We start from the raw sequence: 17,546 nt of genomic DNA on the forward strand, positions 1-17,546 counted from the left end.
CCACTTACCGATCGAACAGGATGCATTGTCGGCCGTTTCTGACTGTTTTTCGCTATGCACGGAGGCGGCGGGCCGCCGCGAGGCAGGATGTCCCCGTGATGGGCAACCTCCCCGTCGTGACGACCAGCTTCGTCGGACGCGACAACGAACTGGTCAGCGTCGAACGGGCACTTCGAGACCATCGGCTGGTCACGCTCACCGGCCCCGGCGGGGTCGGCAAGAGTCGGCTCGCCCTGCGCACCGCCGAGCGTGCCCGCGACCGCTACGCCGACGGCGTCTGGTGGGTCGGCCTTGCCCATCTGCATGACGAGCAACTGCTCGCCACCACGGTCTGCGACGGCGTCGGGCTTCTGGACCACAGCCCCCGCCGGCCCGTGACCGCACTCGGTGAATGGCTGTCCGGTCGGCGGCTGCTCCTCGTTCTCGACTGCTGCGAGCGAATCGTCGGCCCCTGCGGGCGGCTCGTGACCGAACTGCTCGCCTCGGCCCCGGGGCTGACGGTCCTGACCACCAGCAGGGAGCCGTTGGGCGCGGCGGACGAGAAGAGCGTCGAGGTGCCCCCGCTCTCCGCGGGCGACGACGGTGACGAGGCTGTCCGGCTCTTCCACGAGCGCGCGGCAGTCGTCGCCCCGGCCCTCTCGCTCGACGCCCCCGGGAACGCGGCCGCCGTCGCCGAGATCTGCCGTCGGCTCGACGGCATACCGCTCGCCGTCGAACTCGCCTGCGCCCAGCTCCGCGAGAGCAGCGCGCAGGAGATCACCGGCCGGCTGGCCTCCCGTATGGACGAGCTCACCGACGACACCGTCTGGCCCCGCCGCCACCGGGCCCTGCGCACCACCATCGGCTGGAGCCACGAGCTCTGCGCACCGCTGGAGAGGCTGTTGTGGGCACGGCTCTCCGTCTTCCGCGACGTCATCACCACCCCGGACGCCGAGGCGGTGTGCGCGGGCGGGCCGCTGGACGCCGGGGCCGTCGCCCCGGCCCTGGAACGTCTGGCCGACCAGTCCGTGCTCCGGCGGACCGGGGACGGCTACCGCATGCTGGACACGCTGCGTGAGTACGGGGCGATGTGGCTGGCCGAGCTGGCGGAGGACGCGCTCCTCGCGGACCGGCACGCCCGGCACTTCGCCCATGTCGCCGTCCAGGCGTACGCGGGCTGGCTCGGGCCGTCGCAGGTCCTCTGGTACCACCGGATCGCCGACACCCACGCGGACCTGTGCGCGGCCCTGGACCATCTGCTGGCCGAGGACCCGGAGATGGCGATGGAGATGGCCGGCTGCGCGGGACTCTTCTGGAGCTGCTGCGGCCATCTGCACCAGGCCCGTACGTACCTGGAGCGGGTGCTCGCCCTGCCTCTCTCCGCCGGCCCTCACCGCACCCGGGCGCTGTGGGCCCTGGGCATCACGCTGACCCTGCAGGGCGAACACGAGGCGGCGCGCCGCACCGGCGAGGAGTGCCGGCACGCCGCACACCGCGACAAGAACCCGGAGGCGGTGCTGCTCGCGGCCCACTCCATGAGCTTCACGTATCTGATGATGGGGCAACCGCTCACCGCGTACGCCGTCAGCGACCGCGCGCTGAGCCACCACGGCGGCGACCCGGCCGACGCCCCCTCACAGCTGCGTTGCCGGGTGATACGTCTGTTCGCCCTGTCGGCGCTCGGCCGGCTCGACGAGGCATACGAGGAGGCCATGCGGCTCCAGCGGATCAGCCTGCGGTTCGGCGAGCACTGGGCGCGGGCGTACGCCGATCACCAACTCGCCCTCATCCACCTTCTCCAGGGCCGCCCCCGCCATGCCGAGAGCCACGCTCGCGCGATGCTCGCGAGCAAGCACGAGCTCCACGACAGCCTCGGCATAGCACTCGGCCTCGATCTGCTCGCCGGATCCATCGCCGCGCAGGGGAACGGTGTGGCCGCGGCCCGCGCCTCCGGTACCGGGCACACGTACTGGCGCATGATCGGCCACCCGCACCGGGGCACCCCGGAGCTCGGGGCGATCCGCGAGCAGTGGGAGCTCCGGGCCCGGCAGGTCGCGGGCGACTCGGCGTACGAACGGGCCTACCGGCGCGCCTCGGCCGACGACGCCGAACGCGGCCTGGCCCACGCGCTGGAGCGTGGACATCCCGGATAGCCCGAGCCGCCCGGACGCCGGACACCGGAGGCAGCCGCTGGACACCGAACACCCCGACGGGACACCACTTAGCATCCCCGTATGACGTCCATCAACAGGCTCCGTCCCGACCACGCCGAGGCTCTGCTCGCCTTCGAGCGGGAGAACCGGGCCTACTTCGCCGCGTCCATTCCCGACCGGGGCGACGACTACTTCGCCGCGTTCGCCGAACGGCACCGTGAGCTGCTCGCCGAGCAGGACGCGGGGCTGCTCCACTTCCACGTCATCGAGGATGACGACGGCGGCGTCCTGGGCCGGATCAACCTCGTCGATGTGCGGGAGGGTTCGGCCGAGCTGGGCTATCGCATAGCGGAGAAGGCCGCCGGGCGCGGGCTTGCCACCTGGGCGGTCCATCAGGTCTGCGTCCTGGCGGCCCGGGATTACGGGCTCACCGCACTGCGCGCGGAGACGACGCTGGACAACACGGGATCGCGCGCGGTGCTGGCGCGCTCGGGGTTCGAGCCGCTGGAGGACGTCATGTTCGGCGACCGTCCCGGGCGGCGGTACGTCCTGGATCTGAGCCGGGGCGCTCCCCCGATCCTCTGAGCATCACCTTGAAGGAGGGGGGCGGGGAGCGGTCGCGTGGCCGGTGCGCTGCCCGGCACCGGCAGTGTGGCGGGGATCGGCCGGATGGTCCACCTCGGGGGCGAGCCCCGTCCGGCCGCCCGATGCTGGGGCTCGCGGGAGCGGACGCCACCGCACCGCCCGACGCCCACCGCCTCGAGGAGGCCCCCGTGTCCGTACCTTCTCGCCCTGACGCCCCGCTCCCCCGCCCCCGTGGTCGGTCCGGGCGGCGAGGAGCCGTCGTCGCGGCCCTGACGGCCGCATCGCTTGCCGGCCTGATGTCCGGCCCGGCCCACGCCGGCGGGGGCGGCGACGGCCCGCACGGGCCGGTCGGCCCCGAGCTGCGGCGGGGACTCCAGGCGCTCGTGGACACTCCGGGAGGGCCGCCCGGCGCCATCGCCGTCCTCACGGCGGGCGGCCGGAGCGAGGTGTACCGGGCGGGTACGTCGCAGCTCGGCACCGGGCGGCCGCCCAGGACCACCGACCACATGCGGATCGCCAGCACCGCGAAGGCCTTCAGCGGCTCGGTCGCCCTGCAGCTCGCCGAGCGGGGCGCGCTCGGCCTGGACGACACCCTCGGTCGGCGGCTGCCCCGGCTCCCCGCCGCCTGGCATCGGGTGACGCTCCGTCAGCTCCTGAACCACACCAGCGGGCTGCCCGACTACACCGAGGCCCCGGCCTTCATCGCCGAGCTGACGGCCGACCCACGCCGGCGCTTCGACTCACGCCGCCTGCTGGACTACGTCGCCGGGGACCCGCTGCGGTTCGAGCCGGGCTCGGCGTACCGCTACTCCAACTCCGACAACATCGCCGTGGCGCTGATGGCCGAGGCGGCCACGGGCCGGCGGTACGAGCAGCTCCTCGCCGAGCTCGTGTACCGGCCGCTCGGCCTGCGCGACACCAGCCTCCCGCAGGGCTACCGGCTGCCCGAGCCCTATCTGCACGGCTACGTGGTGGACCCGCCGAACGCGCCCGAGGACGTCAGCACGGTGCTCGGCGCGTCGGGCGTGTGGGCGTCGGGCGGCATCGTCTCCACACCCCGGAACCTGGGAGCCTTCATCCGGGGCTACGCCGGTGGGCTGGGCCTCGGCCCCGAGGTCCGCCGGCAGCAGCTGTCCTTCGTGGAAGGCAGCTCCGAACCGGCCGGCCCCGGGCGCAACAGGGCCGGTCTCGCGGTGTTCTCGTACACGACGCGCTGCGGCACCGTATACGGCCATACCGGCAACTTCCCCGGCTACACGCAGTTCGCCGCGGGGACCAAGGACGGCAAGCGGTCGCTGACCGTCTCCCTCGCGTCCCAGGTGAACAGCTCGACGAACCCCCGGCTGCTGGCCAGGCTCCGCGAACTCCAGGAGGGCTTCGTCTGCCGACTGCTCGACCGCCGGAAGCCGGGAACCGCGCACTGATCCCGCCGTCGAAGGTGCGGGCGCAGGGCGGTGCGACGTACGACGCCTCTGATGAACAGCTGTTCGCGGTGATCATCCATGTGCTGGACAGCGGAGGCGCTTGGCGGGTCTTGCCACCGTGGTTCGGGGTCGGAGCGGAGACGGCCCACCCGCAGGCTCCTGATCCGATCGAGAGCTGGTGTGGGGGGGTCGGTTCTGGGAGACGACCTGGTCGTCGAGACGTGGGTGGACGACCACACGGAGGTCAGGGCGGTCCCGGGCGAGCTGAGAGCCGCAGACAGCGCATTCCCGACCCTGCCCAGTACGGCGGTCAGATATCCGGCCGGCGTTTCTGCTGGGTCATCCACTTCCGGCGGGCGTAGGCGTGGACTGCGTCGCGTCCGCAGTCGGTGCAGCCGTCCTCCACCCGCCAGGGACCGCTGGACCGCCTTCCCTGCCCTTCTTCTTCCGGTTGGCGGCCCGCTCCTTCTTCTCCGGGACGGCTTCACAGATACGGTGCTTGCTCAGGCGCGCACGGTTGCTGCGGGACGAGTGAGTATGCGCGCGGTGAACGTCCCGTCCGCCGCGATGGCCACCATCGCCTGGTCGAAATCCAGCCGCGTGCGGGCCGGCGGGAACCGGACGAGCGCGCCGCGCTTCCGCCTGCCACGAGGCGTCCTCCACCCGCTGCACCTCCGGGAATCGTAGTCCGACGTGTTGTACCGGACGTCAGCTTCCCGCAGGTCGTTCTTCTTGCCTTCGTACGGATGGCTCCACGTGCACGCGAGCGCTATCTCGGTGGCACCGAGATTCCCCGCGTCCCGGGTGCTGAGGCCGTCCCTGCTGCGGAAATCGCCGCTGGAGTCGACGTCCGCCTCGTAGTCCGTGCAGCCCATGAATTCACTTTCGCGGAGACTGTGTCGGAGAGGGGGCGTGTCTTGTTCGGTGACCGGTGATCATGAGCTTCAGCGCGAGGCTGTCCACCATCTCGTTCGAAGGCTTCGGCGAAGCCCGACGTCTTCCAGCAGGCCGCCGACTGGACCCAGAAGCACGTCACGTCGACTCCGGCGACAACGCGATCGTGACCACTCACTTCCCTGCCTGGACAGACCGGCCCGCGGGCGAGCCCAAGTACGAACGCGTCCTGGTCCTCCGCGCGATGTGGCCCTCTGCCAGCCGACCGCCCGAAGCCACCGTCCGTACGCCGGCCAGGGACTATGACGTATGTACCAGGCCACCTCGCCGAAGATCACCGCCCTGAGGCCATGGGCCATGTGGGTCGGCGAGTACGCGGACGGTCAGCACGAACAGCATCCCGACGGCTACGACCCTGGTGAGGTTCGGATCCGCTGGACCGTCATCGCCCACAAAATCGGTGGCGTGTTCGAGCTGGCTCCCCACTCCTGCGACACCCGCGCCACCCGAACCACACATCGGGGCCGCCGCCGGCTTGTACGTACCAACGCTGTAGGCCGTCCCGGATTGTCAGGGGGTGCCCGTACGCTCGGCCCACACACACCAGCAGGGGGCACCAGTGGCTGTCAGCGAGACCCGAGCCAAGCCCATTTTCGGCACCGACGACAAAGGCGGCGTCGCCTGGCCCTACGGGGTCGCACCACGCTCCGTACGAGATTCGCCCAGGGCACCGTGAAGAACTGGACCGGTGGATGAAGGAAGACCCACGGCTTGCCGTCGCGTGAGGCGGGACAGGCTGGTACGGGGACAGCACGTTCCAGGTCATCCTGTGGCGGACCGACCTGGTGAAGGTCATCGCCCCGGCCTGACGACCCGTCCGCCCCCTGCCCGGTTCGGGTGAGGGTGTCGCGTTTCCGCCCCACGTGCCAGTGCTCAGTGCCACAGTGGGGCAGCACACCGCATCCCGCACTAGGAGACTGTTCGTGGCACATCGCAAGAACCCCAACCCCACCCTGGTGTCCTCATGCCTGGACTTTCTCGAGAGCCTGGGCCAGGCCGGCGACAAGGTCTCCAAAGTGCTGCGTGGCGCGACCAAGGCCGGGCGGGACGCCCAAGCCGCCTACGGAAGCCTGCGTGACGTCGGAACCCGTGCCAAAGAGCTGTGGAGCTTCATCCTCGCCGTCTTCACCAACGATGAGGGGGCCGCCCAGCCCTGTTGAGGACAGGTGCGCGGCGCCACCGTGCTGGCGCTGTACCGCGTGCGAAGCCCCCGACCATGCTGCGGTCGGGGGCTTCGCGCTGCGCGTGGGCCCGGGGAGAGGCCTACTCGGCGTCGGGGCCGACCTCGCTGTCGCCCCCGGGCCGGGGGAACTTCTCATCCCGCTTCCGGGTCGCGGCCAGCAGAGCCGCTGTCGATGGCACCGCGGCGTCTTCCAGCGCCCCTGACGCCGTTTCCCACCTCCCGCGCCAGATCCGGCCGCTGGACCGCGAAAGCATCGAGACTTTCATGGTCCGCCTCGCCCAGGCCGACCACCTCCAGCCCGCCTACCTGCGGGCCCGACATGCGGCTTCTGCCGCACCCCCGTGCAGCCGGCCTCAGCAGCCCGACGGTGGTGCCCGCACGCCTGCCGACAGGCCGCCTATTGAACACGGAGATGCGGTGAGCTCCCGGCGACGGCTCTCTCCCGTCAGAACCCATCGACCGGAGGCACCAGAGCCCGGTTCGGCGAAGGCACCTCTGTTCTTCTGGACCTGTTCAGTGTGTGGCGGACCCATCGGCACTGATCCGCTACGGAGAAGCCGGTTTCGCAGTCCGGGCACGTCGCCTCGCCGAAGACGTAGGTCATCGCGCAGGCGACGTCTTGGTGCCCGTCGGCGAGGGCGATGTCGTGGAGCCGGCGGCCGATGCCATCCATGGCCGCAGGACTGGCGGGACGCAGGGGCGTCGTCTCGACGTCATCCTCCGACAGCGCGTAGTCACCGCTCGTGGAGAAGAATCCGCGCTCGCCGACAACGACGAACAGGTTGGCTTGGCAGCCAGGACAGGAGACCTCGTACTCCTCGATGACGAGGCCCCAGGCGAGTTCTTCGCCCCAGCTCACGACGCCCTCGAAGCTCAGCATGGATTCCAGGAGATAGGCGTACTCGTTCCGATCGGACGATGTCCGGAGGTGTTCGTTCACCACTACCAGCAAGGTCTCGACCTCCGCAGCGTGCTGGGCGCGGACGTCGCCGGCCCCGTGCGGCTGGTCAGAGCCCGCCACGATCGCACCCGCCAGATTCAAGGCGCTGACCGCCTGCTCCCGGTCATCGCGGCCGGCTACGTCGGCCAGCCATGGCAAGGCCGCGAAGCTGGCCGAGTAGACACTGCCCTGATGGCAGAGCGCCGTCCACAGATCGTTCCAACGCTCGGGGCTCGGGTCCGAAGCGATCTGGTCCAGCAGCACCGGTATGTCGTGCGCCGAGCCGTGGGCATGGCTGAGTTGCGCCCAATCCGTCATGCCGGAATCCAAGCAGGTGAGTCCTACCGCCACGACTCCGGCCCTCGGACAGGGCAAGCTCCTGACCTGCACGGTTAAGAGCTCGTAACACGATCATGTGCGGGTCGTCTTGAGGCGTCTCCAGCAGATCGGGCTGAAGGCGAGGGAGACGAAGGCGTCGTGGAGTTCGGTGTGGCGTTCCCAGCGGACGGCGAGACGCTTGAAGTGGTGGAGCAGGGCGCAGATCTGCTCGACGACGTAGCGGAGCTTGCGCATCCCTTTGAGGTTCGGGCAGCCCTTGCGCGAGACGAGGCAGGATTCGTCGCTTGCGTAGCGCGTCCCGGTTCGGGTTGGAGTCGTAGCCCTTGTCACCGAGCAGCGTGTCGGGCCGACGGCGGGGCCGGCCGGGCGGCCCGCGACGGGCGGGATCCCGTCGACCAGGGCGAGCGTCCGGGTGACGTCGTTGACGTTCGCGGCAGTCATGACGACCTTGAGCGGGGTGCCGCGTCCGTCACAGATCAGGTGGTGCTTGCTGGGTTGTCCCGCGGTTGGAGGACGGAAGGGGTACGCCGGGCGTCCGGCGCACCCCTTCGCGGGTCAGGTGGGGCGGCGGTCAGTCGTTGTCGGTCTCCTCGCGGACGATGGTGTCGTTCTTGGCGTCCACGTCGAAGGTCGTCTTCTTCCAGTCCGAGCCGACCACGTCGACCTGCCACACGACGCTGTTGCCGTCGCTGTCGTCGAGGCCGACGGAGGTGACCGTCCCCTTCTTCTTCTCGGTGGCGACCTTGGCGGCCTGCTGCGGGGTCTGGGTGGCCTGGGCGAGCCGGGCGGCCGTCTGCTTCTTGTCGTCCGCGTCCTGATCCGCGTCGACCCGAGCCTCGATCACCTTGCCGTCGACCGCGTTGATCCGGACGGTGTGGACGGTGCCGTCCTTCTCCGCGACCTCCGCGACCCAGACCGGGCCTTCGGAGCCCGGGCTCGCGCTCGGGCTGGAGGTGCCGGTTCCGCTCGGGCTCGCGGTGCCGGTCGGGCTGGCCGAACCGGTCGGGCTGGCCGAACCCGTGGGGCTGCCGGATCCCGTCGGGCTGGGGCTCTGGTCCTTGTCGTCGTCGTCCACACCCTCCAGGTCCAGATCGACCAGCTTGCCCCCGGCCACCTCGCCGGCGGCGGTGGTGGCGGCGTCGTCGAAGGTGACCTTCGTGGCGTCGAGCACCTTCTTCCGCTCCTGCTGGTCCTGGGTCAGCTGGGCACTGGCCGAGGGCGACGTCGTCTGCTTCTGCGGGACGACCTTCGCGGCTTCGGACGTGGCCGCGCTCGTCGCGCTGTCCGAGCTCTGACCGCATCCGGTCATCAGAACGGCCGTGGCGGCGGCCATGCCGAGGGCGCCGACCGTCTTGAGGGTGCGGGAACGGGAGGAGGCACTGTTCATTCGTCGAGGCTCAAGTCTCATGCACGCATGTCTAGCCCTTCGGGCCATCGGTCATGTTGTCCTACCGGGGAGTCACCCGATCGACCGGGCGCGTCCGCCCGTTGGCCGTCGCTCCCCGGGCGGTGGACGCCGGGGTGCGAAACAATGGCGGCAGGGCCGTATTCTCCGCGCCCGGCCCGGAGGCCGTCATGGATCACATGGTGCACACCGAGTGTTACGAGCTCATCTTCGAGCTGTCCGGAGCCGCGGACGACGTGGTCCGCGTGCGGCTCACCGACCGACTGGGAGCCGGCGGATTCCCGGTGTACGAGGACGAGACGGGGATCGTGCGCGCCGAGATCAGCGACCGGGGAGAAGTCCGCATGCTCGCCAGCGGCGGCCACCAGGTCCCCGGCACTCCCCTGCTGGCCCGCCCTCTGAGCGAGGACCCACCCCGAACGCCGTGACCGAACCCCCAGGGCGGGGCGCACCGTGCGCGGTGCGCCCCGCCCTGGGGTGGGCGCACGTCCACGCGCGAGCTCACCCTTCCGTTCATGCCCACCCGTCGCCCGATTGTGTTTACATTGCCACACCTCGGACGTAACCTGAGCGCGAAACCACAGGATCGGGCACGGAACGGAAACGAAACCACATGTACGCACCGGAGCGTCAGCAGGAGATCCTCCGCCTCGCCCAGGAGTGCGGGCGGGTCGACGTGCTGTCCCTGGCCGAGGAGTTCCAGGTGACGGCCGAGACCGTCCGGCGTGACCTCAAGACCCTGGACCGGGCTGGGCTGCTCCGCCGGGTGCACGGTGGCGCGATCCCCGCCGGGCGGCTCGGCTTCGAGCCCGACCTCGCCGAACGCGACGGCGTCGCCGCCGACGAGAAGGACCGCATCGCCCAGGCCGCCCTCGCCGAACTGCCCGCCGACGGCAATCTGATCGTGGACGCCGGGACGACGACCGCACGGCTCGCCGCCGCCGTACCGGTCGACGCGACGCTGACCGTGGTGACGCATGCCCTGCCGGTGGCCGCCCGTCTCGCCGATCACCCCGGCATCGCGCTGCATCTGGTGGGCGGCCGGGTCAGGCACCGCACCCGCGCGGCGGTCGACGCCTGGGCGCTGGGTTCGTACGCCGAGATCAACGCCGACGTGGTCTTCCTCGCCACCAACGGCTTCTCCCCCGAAGGCGGCCTGACCACGCCCGACCTCGCCGAGGCCGCGGTGAAGCGCGCCGTGATCAAGGCGGCCCGCCGGGTCGTCCTCCTCGCCGACTCCGGCAAGTTCGGGCAGGAGCACTTCGCCCGCTTCGGCGATCTCACCGCCGTGGATTTGCTCATCACCGACACGGGCCTCAGCCCCGACGACGCCCGCTCCATCGAGAGCCGGGGCACGGAAGTAGTACGCGCATGATCCTCACCGTCACCCCCAACCCCAGCCTGGACCGCACCTACGAGCTGCCCGGGCTGACCCGCGGCAGCGTGCTGCGTGCCACGGCCGACCGTGTCGATCCTGGCGGCAAAGGAGTCAACGTCTCCCGCGCGGTCGCGGCGGCCGGACAGCGCACCCTCGCCGTCGCCCCGATGGGCGGCCCGGAGGGCGCCCTGCTCACCCGGCTGCTCGGCGACCTGGGCATCGAGGCGGTCGGCGTGCCGATCGCCGGGAACACCCGGATCAACGTCACGCTCGTCGAACCCGACGGCACCCTGACCAAGGTCAACGCGCAGGGCCCCGAGCTGAGTCCGGCCGAGGCGGAGGACGTCCTGGACGCGGTACGGGCCCACTCGGCCGCCGCAGACTGGGTCGCCTGTTGCGGAAGCCTGCCGCGCGGACTGCCGCCGCAGTGGTACGCGGAACTGGTGGAGCGAAGCCACCGGGCCGGCGCGCGCATCGCGCTGGACACCTCCGGAGCGGCGCTGACCGCAGCCCTGGACCGGGGTCCTGACGTGATCAAGCCCAATGCCCAGGAGCTCGCCGAGGCCGTCGGCCGGCCGCTCGCCACGGTGGGTGACGCGTTGAAGGCTGCCGAGGAGCTGCGGGAGCGCGGGGCCAGGTCGGTGCTGGCGAGTCTGGGCGCCGACGGGCAGTTGCTGGTCGAGGCGTCGGGCGCGTACTTCGCCAACGCGCCGGTCGCCGCAGTCCGGAGCAATGTCGGCGCCGGGGACGCCTCCCTGGCCGGCTTCCTGACAGCGGGCGGGCAGGGCCCGGAAGCTCTCACTTCGGCCGTCGCCCACGGTGCCGCGGCCGTGCAGTTGGCCGGAAGCCTCATGCCCACCCCGGCCGACCTGGATCTGCCGTCGGTCGTGACGACCTCCGACGTGCCGCTGGACCGCGCGCTGACGGAGCCCGCCCCATGACCCTCGTGCCGCCATCACCGCCCCCCGTACCGCCATCGCCGTCGCAGTTCCCGCAACTCCCGTACGGACCCCGTGCGTACGGGCCCGCCGCCCCGTCCCACCGAGCCGCCGCACGGCGGTCCCCGAGCAAGGAGCACCGCGATGAGTGAGCTGATCACCGCGGAACTGGTCGATCTCGATCTGTCCGCCCCGACGAAGGACGCAGCTGCGAGGTCGCTCGCCGAGCGGATGGTGGCCGCGCACCGCGTCACCGACCTCGAAGGCTTCCTGGCCGACGTCGCCGCCCGCGAGGCGCAGATGCCGACCGGCCTCGACGGCGGCATCGGCATCCCCCACTGCCGCAGCGAACATGTGAGCGCCCCGACGCTGGCCTTCGGGCGCAGCGGGGCGGGCATCGACTTCGGGGCAGCCGACGGTCCTTCCGATCTGATCTTCCTCATCGCGGCCCCGGCCGGGGCCGACGACGCGCATCTCACCATCCTGTCGGGCCTGGCCCGCAGGCTGACGGACGCGGAGTTCACCGCCGCCCTGCGCGCCGGAACGGATCCGCGGGCGGTGGCCGCGCTGATCCGGGGCGAGGAGCCGCCGGAGGAGTGCCAGGAGCAGGAACAGGCGAGGGCAGAGACGGAGACGAAGAGGGAGACGGAGACGGAAGCCGCAGCAGCCGCGTACGCCCCCTTCCGGATCGTCGCCGTCACCTCCTGCCCCACCGGCATCGCCCACACCTACTTGGCGGCCGAGTCCCTGGCCGCGGCGGGTCGCGCCGAGGGGGTCGAGGTGACCGTGGAGACCCAGGGTTCGGCCGGCTTCAAGAAGCTGGACCCCTCCGTCGTCGCGGCGGCGGACGCCGTGATCTGGGCGCACGACGTGGAGGTCCGGGAGAAGTCCCGCTTCCGCGGCAAGCCGCTGGTCGACGTCGGGGTCAAGGCGGGCGTCAACCGGCCCGCCGAGCTGATCGCCGAGGCCCGCCGCAAGGCGGAACGCGGGGAGATCGCCGCCGTGTCCGAGGACGGCGGAGGCGCGGACACCGGGGACGGGAACGGATCCGCCGCGGATCACGCGCACTTCGGCGTCCGGCTCCGTACGTATCTGATGTCCGGCGTGAGCTACATGGTGCCGTTCGTCGCGGCGGGCGGTCTGCTGATCGCCCTGTCGTTCGCCATCGGCGGCTACGAGATAGCGAGCGCCAAGTCGGTCGCCGACCACTTCGTCTGGGGTGAGGCGGACAGCTGGGCCGCCCTGCTCAACCAGATCGGCTCGGCCGCCTTCGGGTTCCTGGTGCCGGTGCTGGCCGGGTACATCGCGTACGGGATGGCGGACCGGCCGGCGCTGGTGCCCGGGTTCGTCGGCGGGGCCATCGCGCTCACGGTGAACGCCGGATTCCTCGGAGGTCTGGTCGCCGGTCTGCTGGCCGGTGCGGTGGTGATGGCCATCCAGCGGGTCCCCGTCCACGCGACCCTGCGCGGCATCATGCCGGTTCTGGTGATCCCCCTGGTCGCGTCGGCGGCCGTGGGGTTCCTGATGTTCATCGTGGTCGGCAAGCCCATCGCCTCACTGCAGAACGCGCTCACGGACTGGCTGAACGGTCTGTCGGGCTCCAACGCGGTGATCCTCGGCGTCGTCCTCGGGCTGATGATGTGCTTCGACATGGGCGGCCCGCTGAACAAGGTGGCGTACGCCTTCGCGGTCGGCGGTCTCGCCGACCCGACGCCGGGCAGCCTCAAGGTGATGGCCGCGGTCATGGCGGCCGGGATGGTGCCGCCGCTGGCGATGGCGCTGGCCACCACCGTACGCAGGAGGCTGTTCACGAGGACCGAGCGGGAGAACGGCCGGGCGGCCTGGGTGCTGGGCGCCTCGTTCATCACCGAGGGCGCGATCCCGTTCGCCGCCGCCGACCCGCTGCGGGTCATCCCGTCGGTGATGGCGGGCGGCGCGGTCACCGGCGCCCTGTCGATGGCCTTCGGCGCGACCCTGCGCGCTCCGCACGGCGGCGTCTTCGTCGTCCCGCTGATCGGCGGGCCGTTCCTCTACCTGCTCGCCATCGCCGCCGGGACGCTGGTGGCGACCGCGCTCGTCGTTCTGCTCAAGGGCGCGCGCAGGGCGGCACCGGAGGCTGCCGGGGACACGGGGTCCGCGGGCCCCGACGGCTCCCGGGTCACCGTCGCCGCCTGAACTCCGCACACGTGCCCCTCCCGAACATGCCTGCCCACGAGTGCTCCATGCACCGGCAGACCGTCGCCATAGCCTCCCGCAGCGGGCTCCACGCCCGTCCGGCGTTCCTGCTCGTCCTGGCCGCCGCCCGTCAGCCGGTCAGCCGGTCAGCCGGTCAGCCGGTCAGCCGGTCAGCCGGTCAGGGTGACCATCGTCTGTGAGGGCCGCGCCCCGGTCGATGTCCTGCCGGCGACTGCCGGGTCGTTAGATTGGGACACGTGATCGACACGTGGAACGCCGCCGACCCGGCCGTCCTGGCCCTCCCCTCCGGACGGCTCGTGCGCGGCCGGGGTCTGCGCAAGCCCTTGCCGGCAGGCCCCGAACCGGACTTCGCCGTGTACCTCCTCGGGCGTACCCCGCCCCCGGTCGCCTGGGAATCCCGGTGGCTGCGGTGGCCGGACTTCCGGCTCCCGGCGGACCGGGCGGCGGCACGGGAACTCCTCCACGAGGCGTGGGACCGGTCCGCCGGAATGCGGGTCGAGGTGGCGTGCGGCGGCGGAATGGGCCGCACCGGCACGGCGCTGGCCTGCCTGGCCGTCCTGGACGGGGTCCCCTCCGACGAAGCGGTGGCGTTCGTGCGCGACGGCTATCACCCGCGGGCGGTGGAGACACCCTGGCAGCGCCGCTACGTACGGAACTTCCCGCAGCGCTAAGGGCTGTCGGGCACGTCGTCGAAGGTTCCCGGCACCGGCAGGGTGCTCCAGCGGCCGACCGGCCAGGCGACGACGACAGCCCTGCCGACGACCTCCTCGACCGGGACCATCCCCTGGTTCGGGTCGTCCTGGTGGTAGCGGGAGTCCGCGGAGGCCTGGCGGTGGTCCCCCATCACCCAGACCTTGCCTTCGGGCACGGTGACCTTGAACCGGCCGCCGTCCTCGTCGTCGCTGCAGGGGGTGTTGCCGGGGAAGACGTACGGCTCGTCCAGGGCGGTGCCGTTGACCTTCACCGGTCCGGCGCCCTCGCACTCCACGGTGTCGCCTCCGACGCCGATGACGCGCTTGATGAGGTCCTTCTCCTCGGCGGAGGGCATCACGCCGACGAAGCTCAGGACCTTCTGCACGGTGTTGGGCGGGTCCACGGGCACGTTGGCGAGCCAGTTCGACGGGTCGTGGAAGACGATCACCTCACCGCGCTCCGGCTCCGATCCGAACCAGGGTGTCAGCTTGTCCACGAGGACCCGGTCGCCCCGCTGGAGGGTGTTCTGCATGGAGTCCGAGGGAATGGAGAAGGCCTGCACCAGGAACGTCTTGATGAGCAGCGCCAGCACCAGGGCGACGCCGATGAGGAGTGGCAGCTCCACCCAGAACGGCCGGTTCTTCCGTGTCCTCGACCGCCGTGTGCCCGCCCGCCCCATGTGCACCGCTCCTCGCCCGTGTACCGCGCGCCCGCCCCTGGGGGAACGGATCCGGTGATCCACTCTATGGGGCGCGGTGAGCGGTGAGCGACGTCAGACGGGTCCCGCGCCGACCGGAGGGACGGTCGCGCCCTCGCCGGCACGGACGGCTTCGACCACGCTCTGGTGAAAGGTGCGGCTCTCCTCCTCGGAGGGGCACGGCACGGGGCTGCCGGTGAGGGTGAACCAGTCCGACGACCCGCTGTACTGCACGGCCACCGACGCCTGTCCGTCGGACCAGGTCGTATGCACCGTGAGGTCGCCGCTCAGGATGCCCGCCTCTTCGGTGCGCACCCCGCCCGTTCCCGCGAAGACACCGCTGGTCGTCCAAGATGCCCAGCTCATGACGGTCACCTTTCGGACGACGGCAAGCCGGTCCAGCCGACTTCTTCCGAGTATGGCACCGCCGGTGGGACCGCGCACGGGTGTGCGCGGTCCCACCGGCGGTGCTCCGGTCACCGGTCCTCAGGCGCGTTCCAGCATCCCTCGGACGAAGGCGGCCTGGCCCGCGTGCTGGAGATCCTCGGCGACGACGCTGATCAGCCGGACACCGAGCGTCACCGGGGGCGACCAGCCCTCGTCGACGATCCGGTCGAGGGCGTGGCCCTCCAGTCCCGCGACGAAGTCCAGGGTCCGCTCGTGCACGGCGTCGAAGTAGCCGAGAAGGGGATCGGCGGAGTCCACGCGGACGGCGGCGACCTCGTCGGTGCTGTGCCCGTAGCCGGTCGCCGCCTCGTCGAACGGCAGCCCGAAGGTGTCCGCCCAGCCATCGGTGAGCCAGAGCTGTCCGGTACCGGCCGCGTCGGCGATGTGGTCGTCCTGGACGCGGGTGAGATGCCAGACCAGCCAGGAGATGGAGTTGGCCCCCGCGTCGACGCGGGCGTTGAGGTCGTCGGGCGTGAGTCCTTCGACCGCCGCGTGGACCGCTTCCCCGACCCGGTCGAACGCTTCGGCCAGCATGCCTGCGGTGTTCATGCGTCCACCTTCGCCGGAGAGGCCCGCAACTCCCGGGTGCGACACACCGCCGGGTCGGCGGTGTGTCGCCGCGCGCTGTGCGGCGGGGAGCCGGCTGGATTGCGCGAGGTGTCGGCGTACGGGATGCCCGCCCACGAGCGGGACGGGACGGGCGAGATCGCCTTAGCCGTCCGGAGGCAGTACATCGGGCGACCGCGGTGCCCCCGGGGCGGCACGGCCTGCCGCCCCGGGGGCACCGCGATCCGGTGTCGCTCAGCGCAGGCCGTGCAGCCAGTCGGTCAGCAGGCGGTTCACCTCGTCGGGGCGTTCCTGCTGGATCCAGTGGCCGCAGCCTTCGAGGATGTGGGCGGCGGACAGGCCGGGGAGGGTCCGCGGGTAGGCGTCGATGGCGTCGGACATCCAGGCGGTGGAGGCGTCCAGGGCGCCGCCGATGAAGATCGAGGGCTGGGTGACGGGTGTTCCGTCCCAGGCGGCGAGGTCCTCCCAGTCCCGGTCGACGTTGCGGTAGCGGTTGAGGGCGCCGGTCAGACCGGTGCGTTCGAACTCCTCGGCGTAGACGTCGAGGTCCCGTTCGTCGAGCCAGCCGGGGAGCGGGCCGACGGGGAAGCGGTCGGCCATGCGCGCGCCCGGAGGTACGAAGAAGAGGCCGGGGTGGTCCGCGGGGGCGGCAGTGTCCCCGGAGAGGCCCGCGTAGAAGCCGGCGAGCCAGCCGCGTACGTCCGGTTCGATCTCCGCCTCGGCCCGGCCGGGGGTCTGGAAGTAGCTGACGTAGAACTCCTCCTCGCCTCCGATGCCCTCGAAGCCGTCGGTGGGGCGGGGGCCGCCCCTGGGTGCGTACGGGACGCTCAGCAGCCCGACCGCCGTGAAGACGTCCGGGCGGAGCAGGGCGCTGTTCGCGGCGATGGGCGAGCCCCAGTCGTGGCCGACGACCGTGGCGGTCTCCTCGCCGAGGGCGTGGACGACGGCGGTGTTGTCGGCGACGTGGGCGAGCATGCGGTAGGCGTCCGTGGCGGTGGGTGCGGAGGAACGCCCGTAGCCGCGCACGTCGATGGCGACGGCCCGGTGCCCCGCTGCGGCCAGGGCGGGGAGCTGGTGGCGCCAGGAGTACCAGGACTCGGGGAAGCCGTGGACGAGGAGCACGAGAGGGCCCGTGCCCTGTTCGACGCAGTGGACCCGGCCGCCGGGGACGGCGACCGTCCGGTGGGTCGCGCCGGGCAGGAAGGCGGAGGGGCGGGCGGCACGGTCCGCGGAACGCGCGGACGGCGTGGGTACGGGGGTGGGCTCCGGCATGGCTCCTCCTCGGGCGCCCCGTGCGGGTGGGGCGGTCGTGTCGCTTCGGCGGGCGGCCGGGCCGGGGGCCCGGCCGCCCGGTCACGATCATTCGGCGGGTGGGACCGCACGGACAAGGTTGTTTGCCGTTCCGGCAAAACAACGGCTGCGGGGGCCTGCTTCAGACGAGCAGGCTCAGCAGGTGCGCGCAGGCGGTGGCCTCGTCCGGGTGGCGGGCGACGACCTCGTATGTGCCGCGCTCGAAGGCCCCGGTCTCCCAGTCCCCGCCCCCGCTCCGCCGGACGAAGAGGAAGTCCGGCGGGGTGGGAACGGGCTCGTGGACGCCCTCGATCCGGTAGTAGCCCCCGGGGATCCGCGCCTCGACGAGTGCGGCCCGCAGGGCCCGGCGATCCATGG

At 71.7% G+C, this 17,546-nt stretch carries 18 protein-coding genes; 9 read left to right on the forward strand and 9 right to left on the reverse strand.

All coding sequences use genetic code 11. The annotated features are described in order from the left end of the window. Positions 1-98: 98 nt before the first annotated feature. The 3 genes from ACH4RG_RS25500 (at position 99) to ACH4RG_RS25510 (ending at position 4,141) form a co-directional block, all read left to right on the forward strand. Positions 99-2,132, forward strand: coding sequence for an ATP-binding protein (locus tag ACH4RG_RS25500; RefSeq protein ID WP_398540393.1), 2,034 nt, complete (start codon positions 99-101; stop codon positions 2,130-2,132). 81 nt (positions 2,133-2,213) lie between these two features. Continuing rightward, positions 2,214-2,717, forward strand: coding sequence for a GNAT family N-acetyltransferase (locus tag ACH4RG_RS25505; protein WP_397925670.1), 504 nt, complete (start codon positions 2,214-2,216; stop codon positions 2,715-2,717). Positions 2,718-2,839: 122 nt separating this feature from the next. Further along, complete coding sequence (locus ACH4RG_RS25510) at positions 2,840-4,141, forward strand: serine hydrolase domain-containing protein (protein ID WP_398540305.1); 1,302 nt, start codon at positions 2,840-2,842, stop codon at positions 4,139-4,141. Between the two features lie 503 nt (positions 4,142-4,644). Here ACH4RG_RS25510 and ACH4RG_RS25515 read toward each other — a convergent pair. Continuing rightward, positions 4,645-5,016 (reverse strand): hypothetical protein, encoded by a 372-nt coding sequence (locus ACH4RG_RS25515; RefSeq protein WP_397925667.1) that lies wholly within the window; start codon positions 5,014-5,016, stop codon positions 4,645-4,647. Positions 5,017-6,018: 1,002 nt separating this feature from the next. Between ACH4RG_RS25515 and ACH4RG_RS25520 the strand changes: the two genes are divergently transcribed. Continuing rightward, positions 6,019-6,255 (forward strand): hypothetical protein, encoded by a 237-nt coding sequence (locus ACH4RG_RS25520; RefSeq protein WP_397925665.1) that lies wholly within the window; start codon positions 6,019-6,021, stop codon positions 6,253-6,255. Between the two features lie 468 nt (positions 6,256-6,723). On the opposite strand, the gene ACH4RG_RS25525 is transcribed toward ACH4RG_RS25520, so the two are convergent. The 3 genes from ACH4RG_RS25525 to ACH4RG_RS25535 form a co-directional block, all read right to left on the reverse strand. After that, on the reverse strand, positions 6,724-7,536 hold the full coding sequence (locus ACH4RG_RS25525; RefSeq protein WP_398540306.1) for a hypothetical protein: 813 nt from the start codon (positions 7,534-7,536) through the stop codon (positions 6,724-6,726). Between the two features lie 93 nt (positions 7,537-7,629). Next, positions 7,630-8,037, reverse strand: coding sequence for a hypothetical protein (locus tag ACH4RG_RS25530; RefSeq protein WP_397932629.1), 408 nt, complete (start codon positions 8,035-8,037; stop codon positions 7,630-7,632). A 91-nt stretch (positions 8,038-8,128) separates the two neighbouring features. Next, positions 8,129-8,944: a PepSY domain-containing protein gene (locus tag ACH4RG_RS25535; protein ID WP_397932605.1), complete on the reverse strand. Its 816-nt coding sequence runs from the start codon at positions 8,942-8,944 to the stop codon at positions 8,129-8,131. A 197-nt stretch (positions 8,945-9,141) separates the two neighbouring features. Here ACH4RG_RS25535 and ACH4RG_RS25540 point away from each other — a divergent pair, with 197 nt between their 5' ends. The 5 genes from ACH4RG_RS25540 (at position 9,142) to ACH4RG_RS25560 (ending at position 14,145) form a co-directional block, all read left to right on the forward strand. Next, complete coding sequence (locus ACH4RG_RS25540) at positions 9,142-9,390, forward strand: DUF6296 family protein (RefSeq protein WP_397925810.1); 249 nt, start codon at positions 9,142-9,144, stop codon at positions 9,388-9,390. Positions 9,391-9,575: 185 nt separating this feature from the next. Further along, on the forward strand, positions 9,576-10,337 hold the full coding sequence (locus ACH4RG_RS25545; protein WP_397925658.1) for a DeoR/GlpR family DNA-binding transcription regulator: 762 nt from the start codon (positions 9,576-9,578) through the stop codon (positions 10,335-10,337). After that, positions 10,334-11,281, forward strand: coding sequence for a 1-phosphofructokinase (pfkB, locus tag ACH4RG_RS25550; protein ID WP_397932607.1), 948 nt, complete (start codon positions 10,334-10,336; stop codon positions 11,279-11,281). The genes ACH4RG_RS25545 and pfkB overlap by 4 nt, the downstream gene beginning before the upstream one ends. A gap of 141 nt (positions 11,282-11,422) precedes the next feature. Beyond that, entirely contained in the window at positions 11,423-13,453 is a 2,031-nt protein-coding gene (locus ACH4RG_RS25555; protein ID WP_398540307.1) for a fructose-specific PTS transporter subunit EIIC, read from the forward strand. 257 nt (positions 13,454-13,710) lie between these two features. After that, positions 13,711-14,145 (forward strand): protein-tyrosine phosphatase family protein, encoded by a 435-nt coding sequence (locus ACH4RG_RS25560; RefSeq protein ID WP_397932610.1) that lies wholly within the window; start codon positions 13,711-13,713, stop codon positions 14,143-14,145. Here ACH4RG_RS25560 and lepB read toward each other — a convergent pair. The 5 genes from lepB to ACH4RG_RS25585 all read right to left on the reverse strand — a co-directional run bounded on the left by lepB (position 14,142) and on the right by ACH4RG_RS25585 (position 17,544). Then, positions 14,142-14,846, reverse strand: a complete 705-nt coding sequence (gene lepB, locus ACH4RG_RS25565) for a signal peptidase I (protein WP_397925650.1) — start codon at positions 14,844-14,846, stop codon at positions 14,142-14,144. The two genes, ACH4RG_RS25560 and lepB, sit on opposite strands and share 4 nt — an antisense overlap. A 93-nt stretch (positions 14,847-14,939) precedes the next feature. Then, positions 14,940-15,230, reverse strand: a complete 291-nt coding sequence (locus ACH4RG_RS25570) for a hypothetical protein (protein ID WP_026290270.1) — start codon at positions 15,228-15,230, stop codon at positions 14,940-14,942. Positions 15,231-15,350: 120 nt separating this feature from the next. Then, positions 15,351-15,860, reverse strand: a complete 510-nt coding sequence (locus tag ACH4RG_RS25575) for a DUF664 domain-containing protein (protein WP_398540308.1) — start codon at positions 15,858-15,860, stop codon at positions 15,351-15,353. 252 nt (positions 15,861-16,112) lie between these two features. Next, the gene (locus tag ACH4RG_RS25580) at positions 16,113-17,150 is read right to left on the reverse strand and encodes an alpha/beta fold hydrolase (RefSeq protein WP_397925646.1); all 1,038 of its coding nucleotides are present in this window, start codon (positions 17,148-17,150) and stop codon (positions 16,113-16,115) included. Between the two features lie 160 nt (positions 17,151-17,310). Then, positions 17,311-17,544 carry a hypothetical protein gene (locus ACH4RG_RS25585; protein ID WP_397925644.1) on the reverse strand — a complete coding sequence of 78 codons (234 nt, stop codon included), beginning with the start codon at positions 17,542-17,544 and terminating at the stop codon, positions 17,311-17,313. Positions 17,545-17,546 lie beyond the last annotated feature (2 nt).

Origin of the sequence: Streptomyces sp. NPDC021019, assembly GCF_044333295.1 — a bacterium.
Classification (GTDB): Bacteria; Actinomycetota; Actinomycetes; order Streptomycetales; family Streptomycetaceae; genus Streptomyces.

Bases quoted from the DNA above. Each gene is read 5' to 3' on its own strand.
- ACH4RG_RS25525 (WP_398540306.1), bottom strand. From the start codon at position 7,536: ATGACGGATTGGGCGCAACTCAGCCATGCCCACGGCTCGGCGCACGAC.
- ACH4RG_RS25585 (WP_397925644.1), bottom strand. From the start codon at position 17,544: ATGGATCGCCGGGCCCTGCGGGCCGCACTCGTCGAGGCGCGGATCCCC.
- ACH4RG_RS25540 (WP_397925810.1), top strand. From the start codon at position 9,142: ATGGTGCACACCGAGTGTTACGAGCTCATCTTCGAGCTGTCCGGAGCC.
- ACH4RG_RS25535 (WP_397932605.1), bottom strand. From the start codon at position 8,944: ATGAACAGTGCCTCCTCCCGTTCCCGCACCCTCAAGACGGTCGGCGCC.
- lepB (WP_397925650.1), bottom strand. From the start codon at position 14,846: ATGGGGCGGGCGGGCACACGGCGGTCGAGGACACGGAAGAACCGGCCG.
- pfkB (WP_397932607.1), top strand. From the start codon at position 10,334: ATGATCCTCACCGTCACCCCCAACCCCAGCCTGGACCGCACCTACGAG.
- ACH4RG_RS25515 (WP_397925667.1), bottom strand. From the start codon at position 5,016: ATGGGCTGCACGGACTACGAGGCGGACGTCGACTCCAGCGGCGATTTC.
- ACH4RG_RS25580 (WP_397925646.1), bottom strand. From the start codon at position 17,150: ATGCCGGAGCCCACCCCCGTACCCACGCCGTCCGCGCGTTCCGCGGAC.
- ACH4RG_RS25570 (WP_026290270.1), bottom strand. From the start codon at position 15,230: ATGAGCTGGGCATCTTGGACGACCAGCGGTGTCTTCGCGGGAACGGGC.
- ACH4RG_RS25545 (WP_397925658.1), top strand. From the start codon at position 9,576: ATGTACGCACCGGAGCGTCAGCAGGAGATCCTCCGCCTCGCCCAGGAG.
- ACH4RG_RS25500 (WP_398540393.1), top strand. From the start codon at position 99: ATGGGCAACCTCCCCGTCGTGACGACCAGCTTCGTCGGACGCGACAAC.
- ACH4RG_RS25555 (WP_398540307.1), top strand. From the start codon at position 11,423: ATGAGTGAGCTGATCACCGCGGAACTGGTCGATCTCGATCTGTCCGCC.
- ACH4RG_RS25510 (WP_398540305.1), top strand. From the start codon at position 2,840: ATGCTGGGGCTCGCGGGAGCGGACGCCACCGCACCGCCCGACGCCCAC.
- ACH4RG_RS25505 (WP_397925670.1), top strand. From the start codon at position 2,214: ATGACGTCCATCAACAGGCTCCGTCCCGACCACGCCGAGGCTCTGCTC.
- ACH4RG_RS25575 (WP_398540308.1), bottom strand. From the start codon at position 15,860: ATGAACACCGCAGGCATGCTGGCCGAAGCGTTCGACCGGGTCGGGGAA.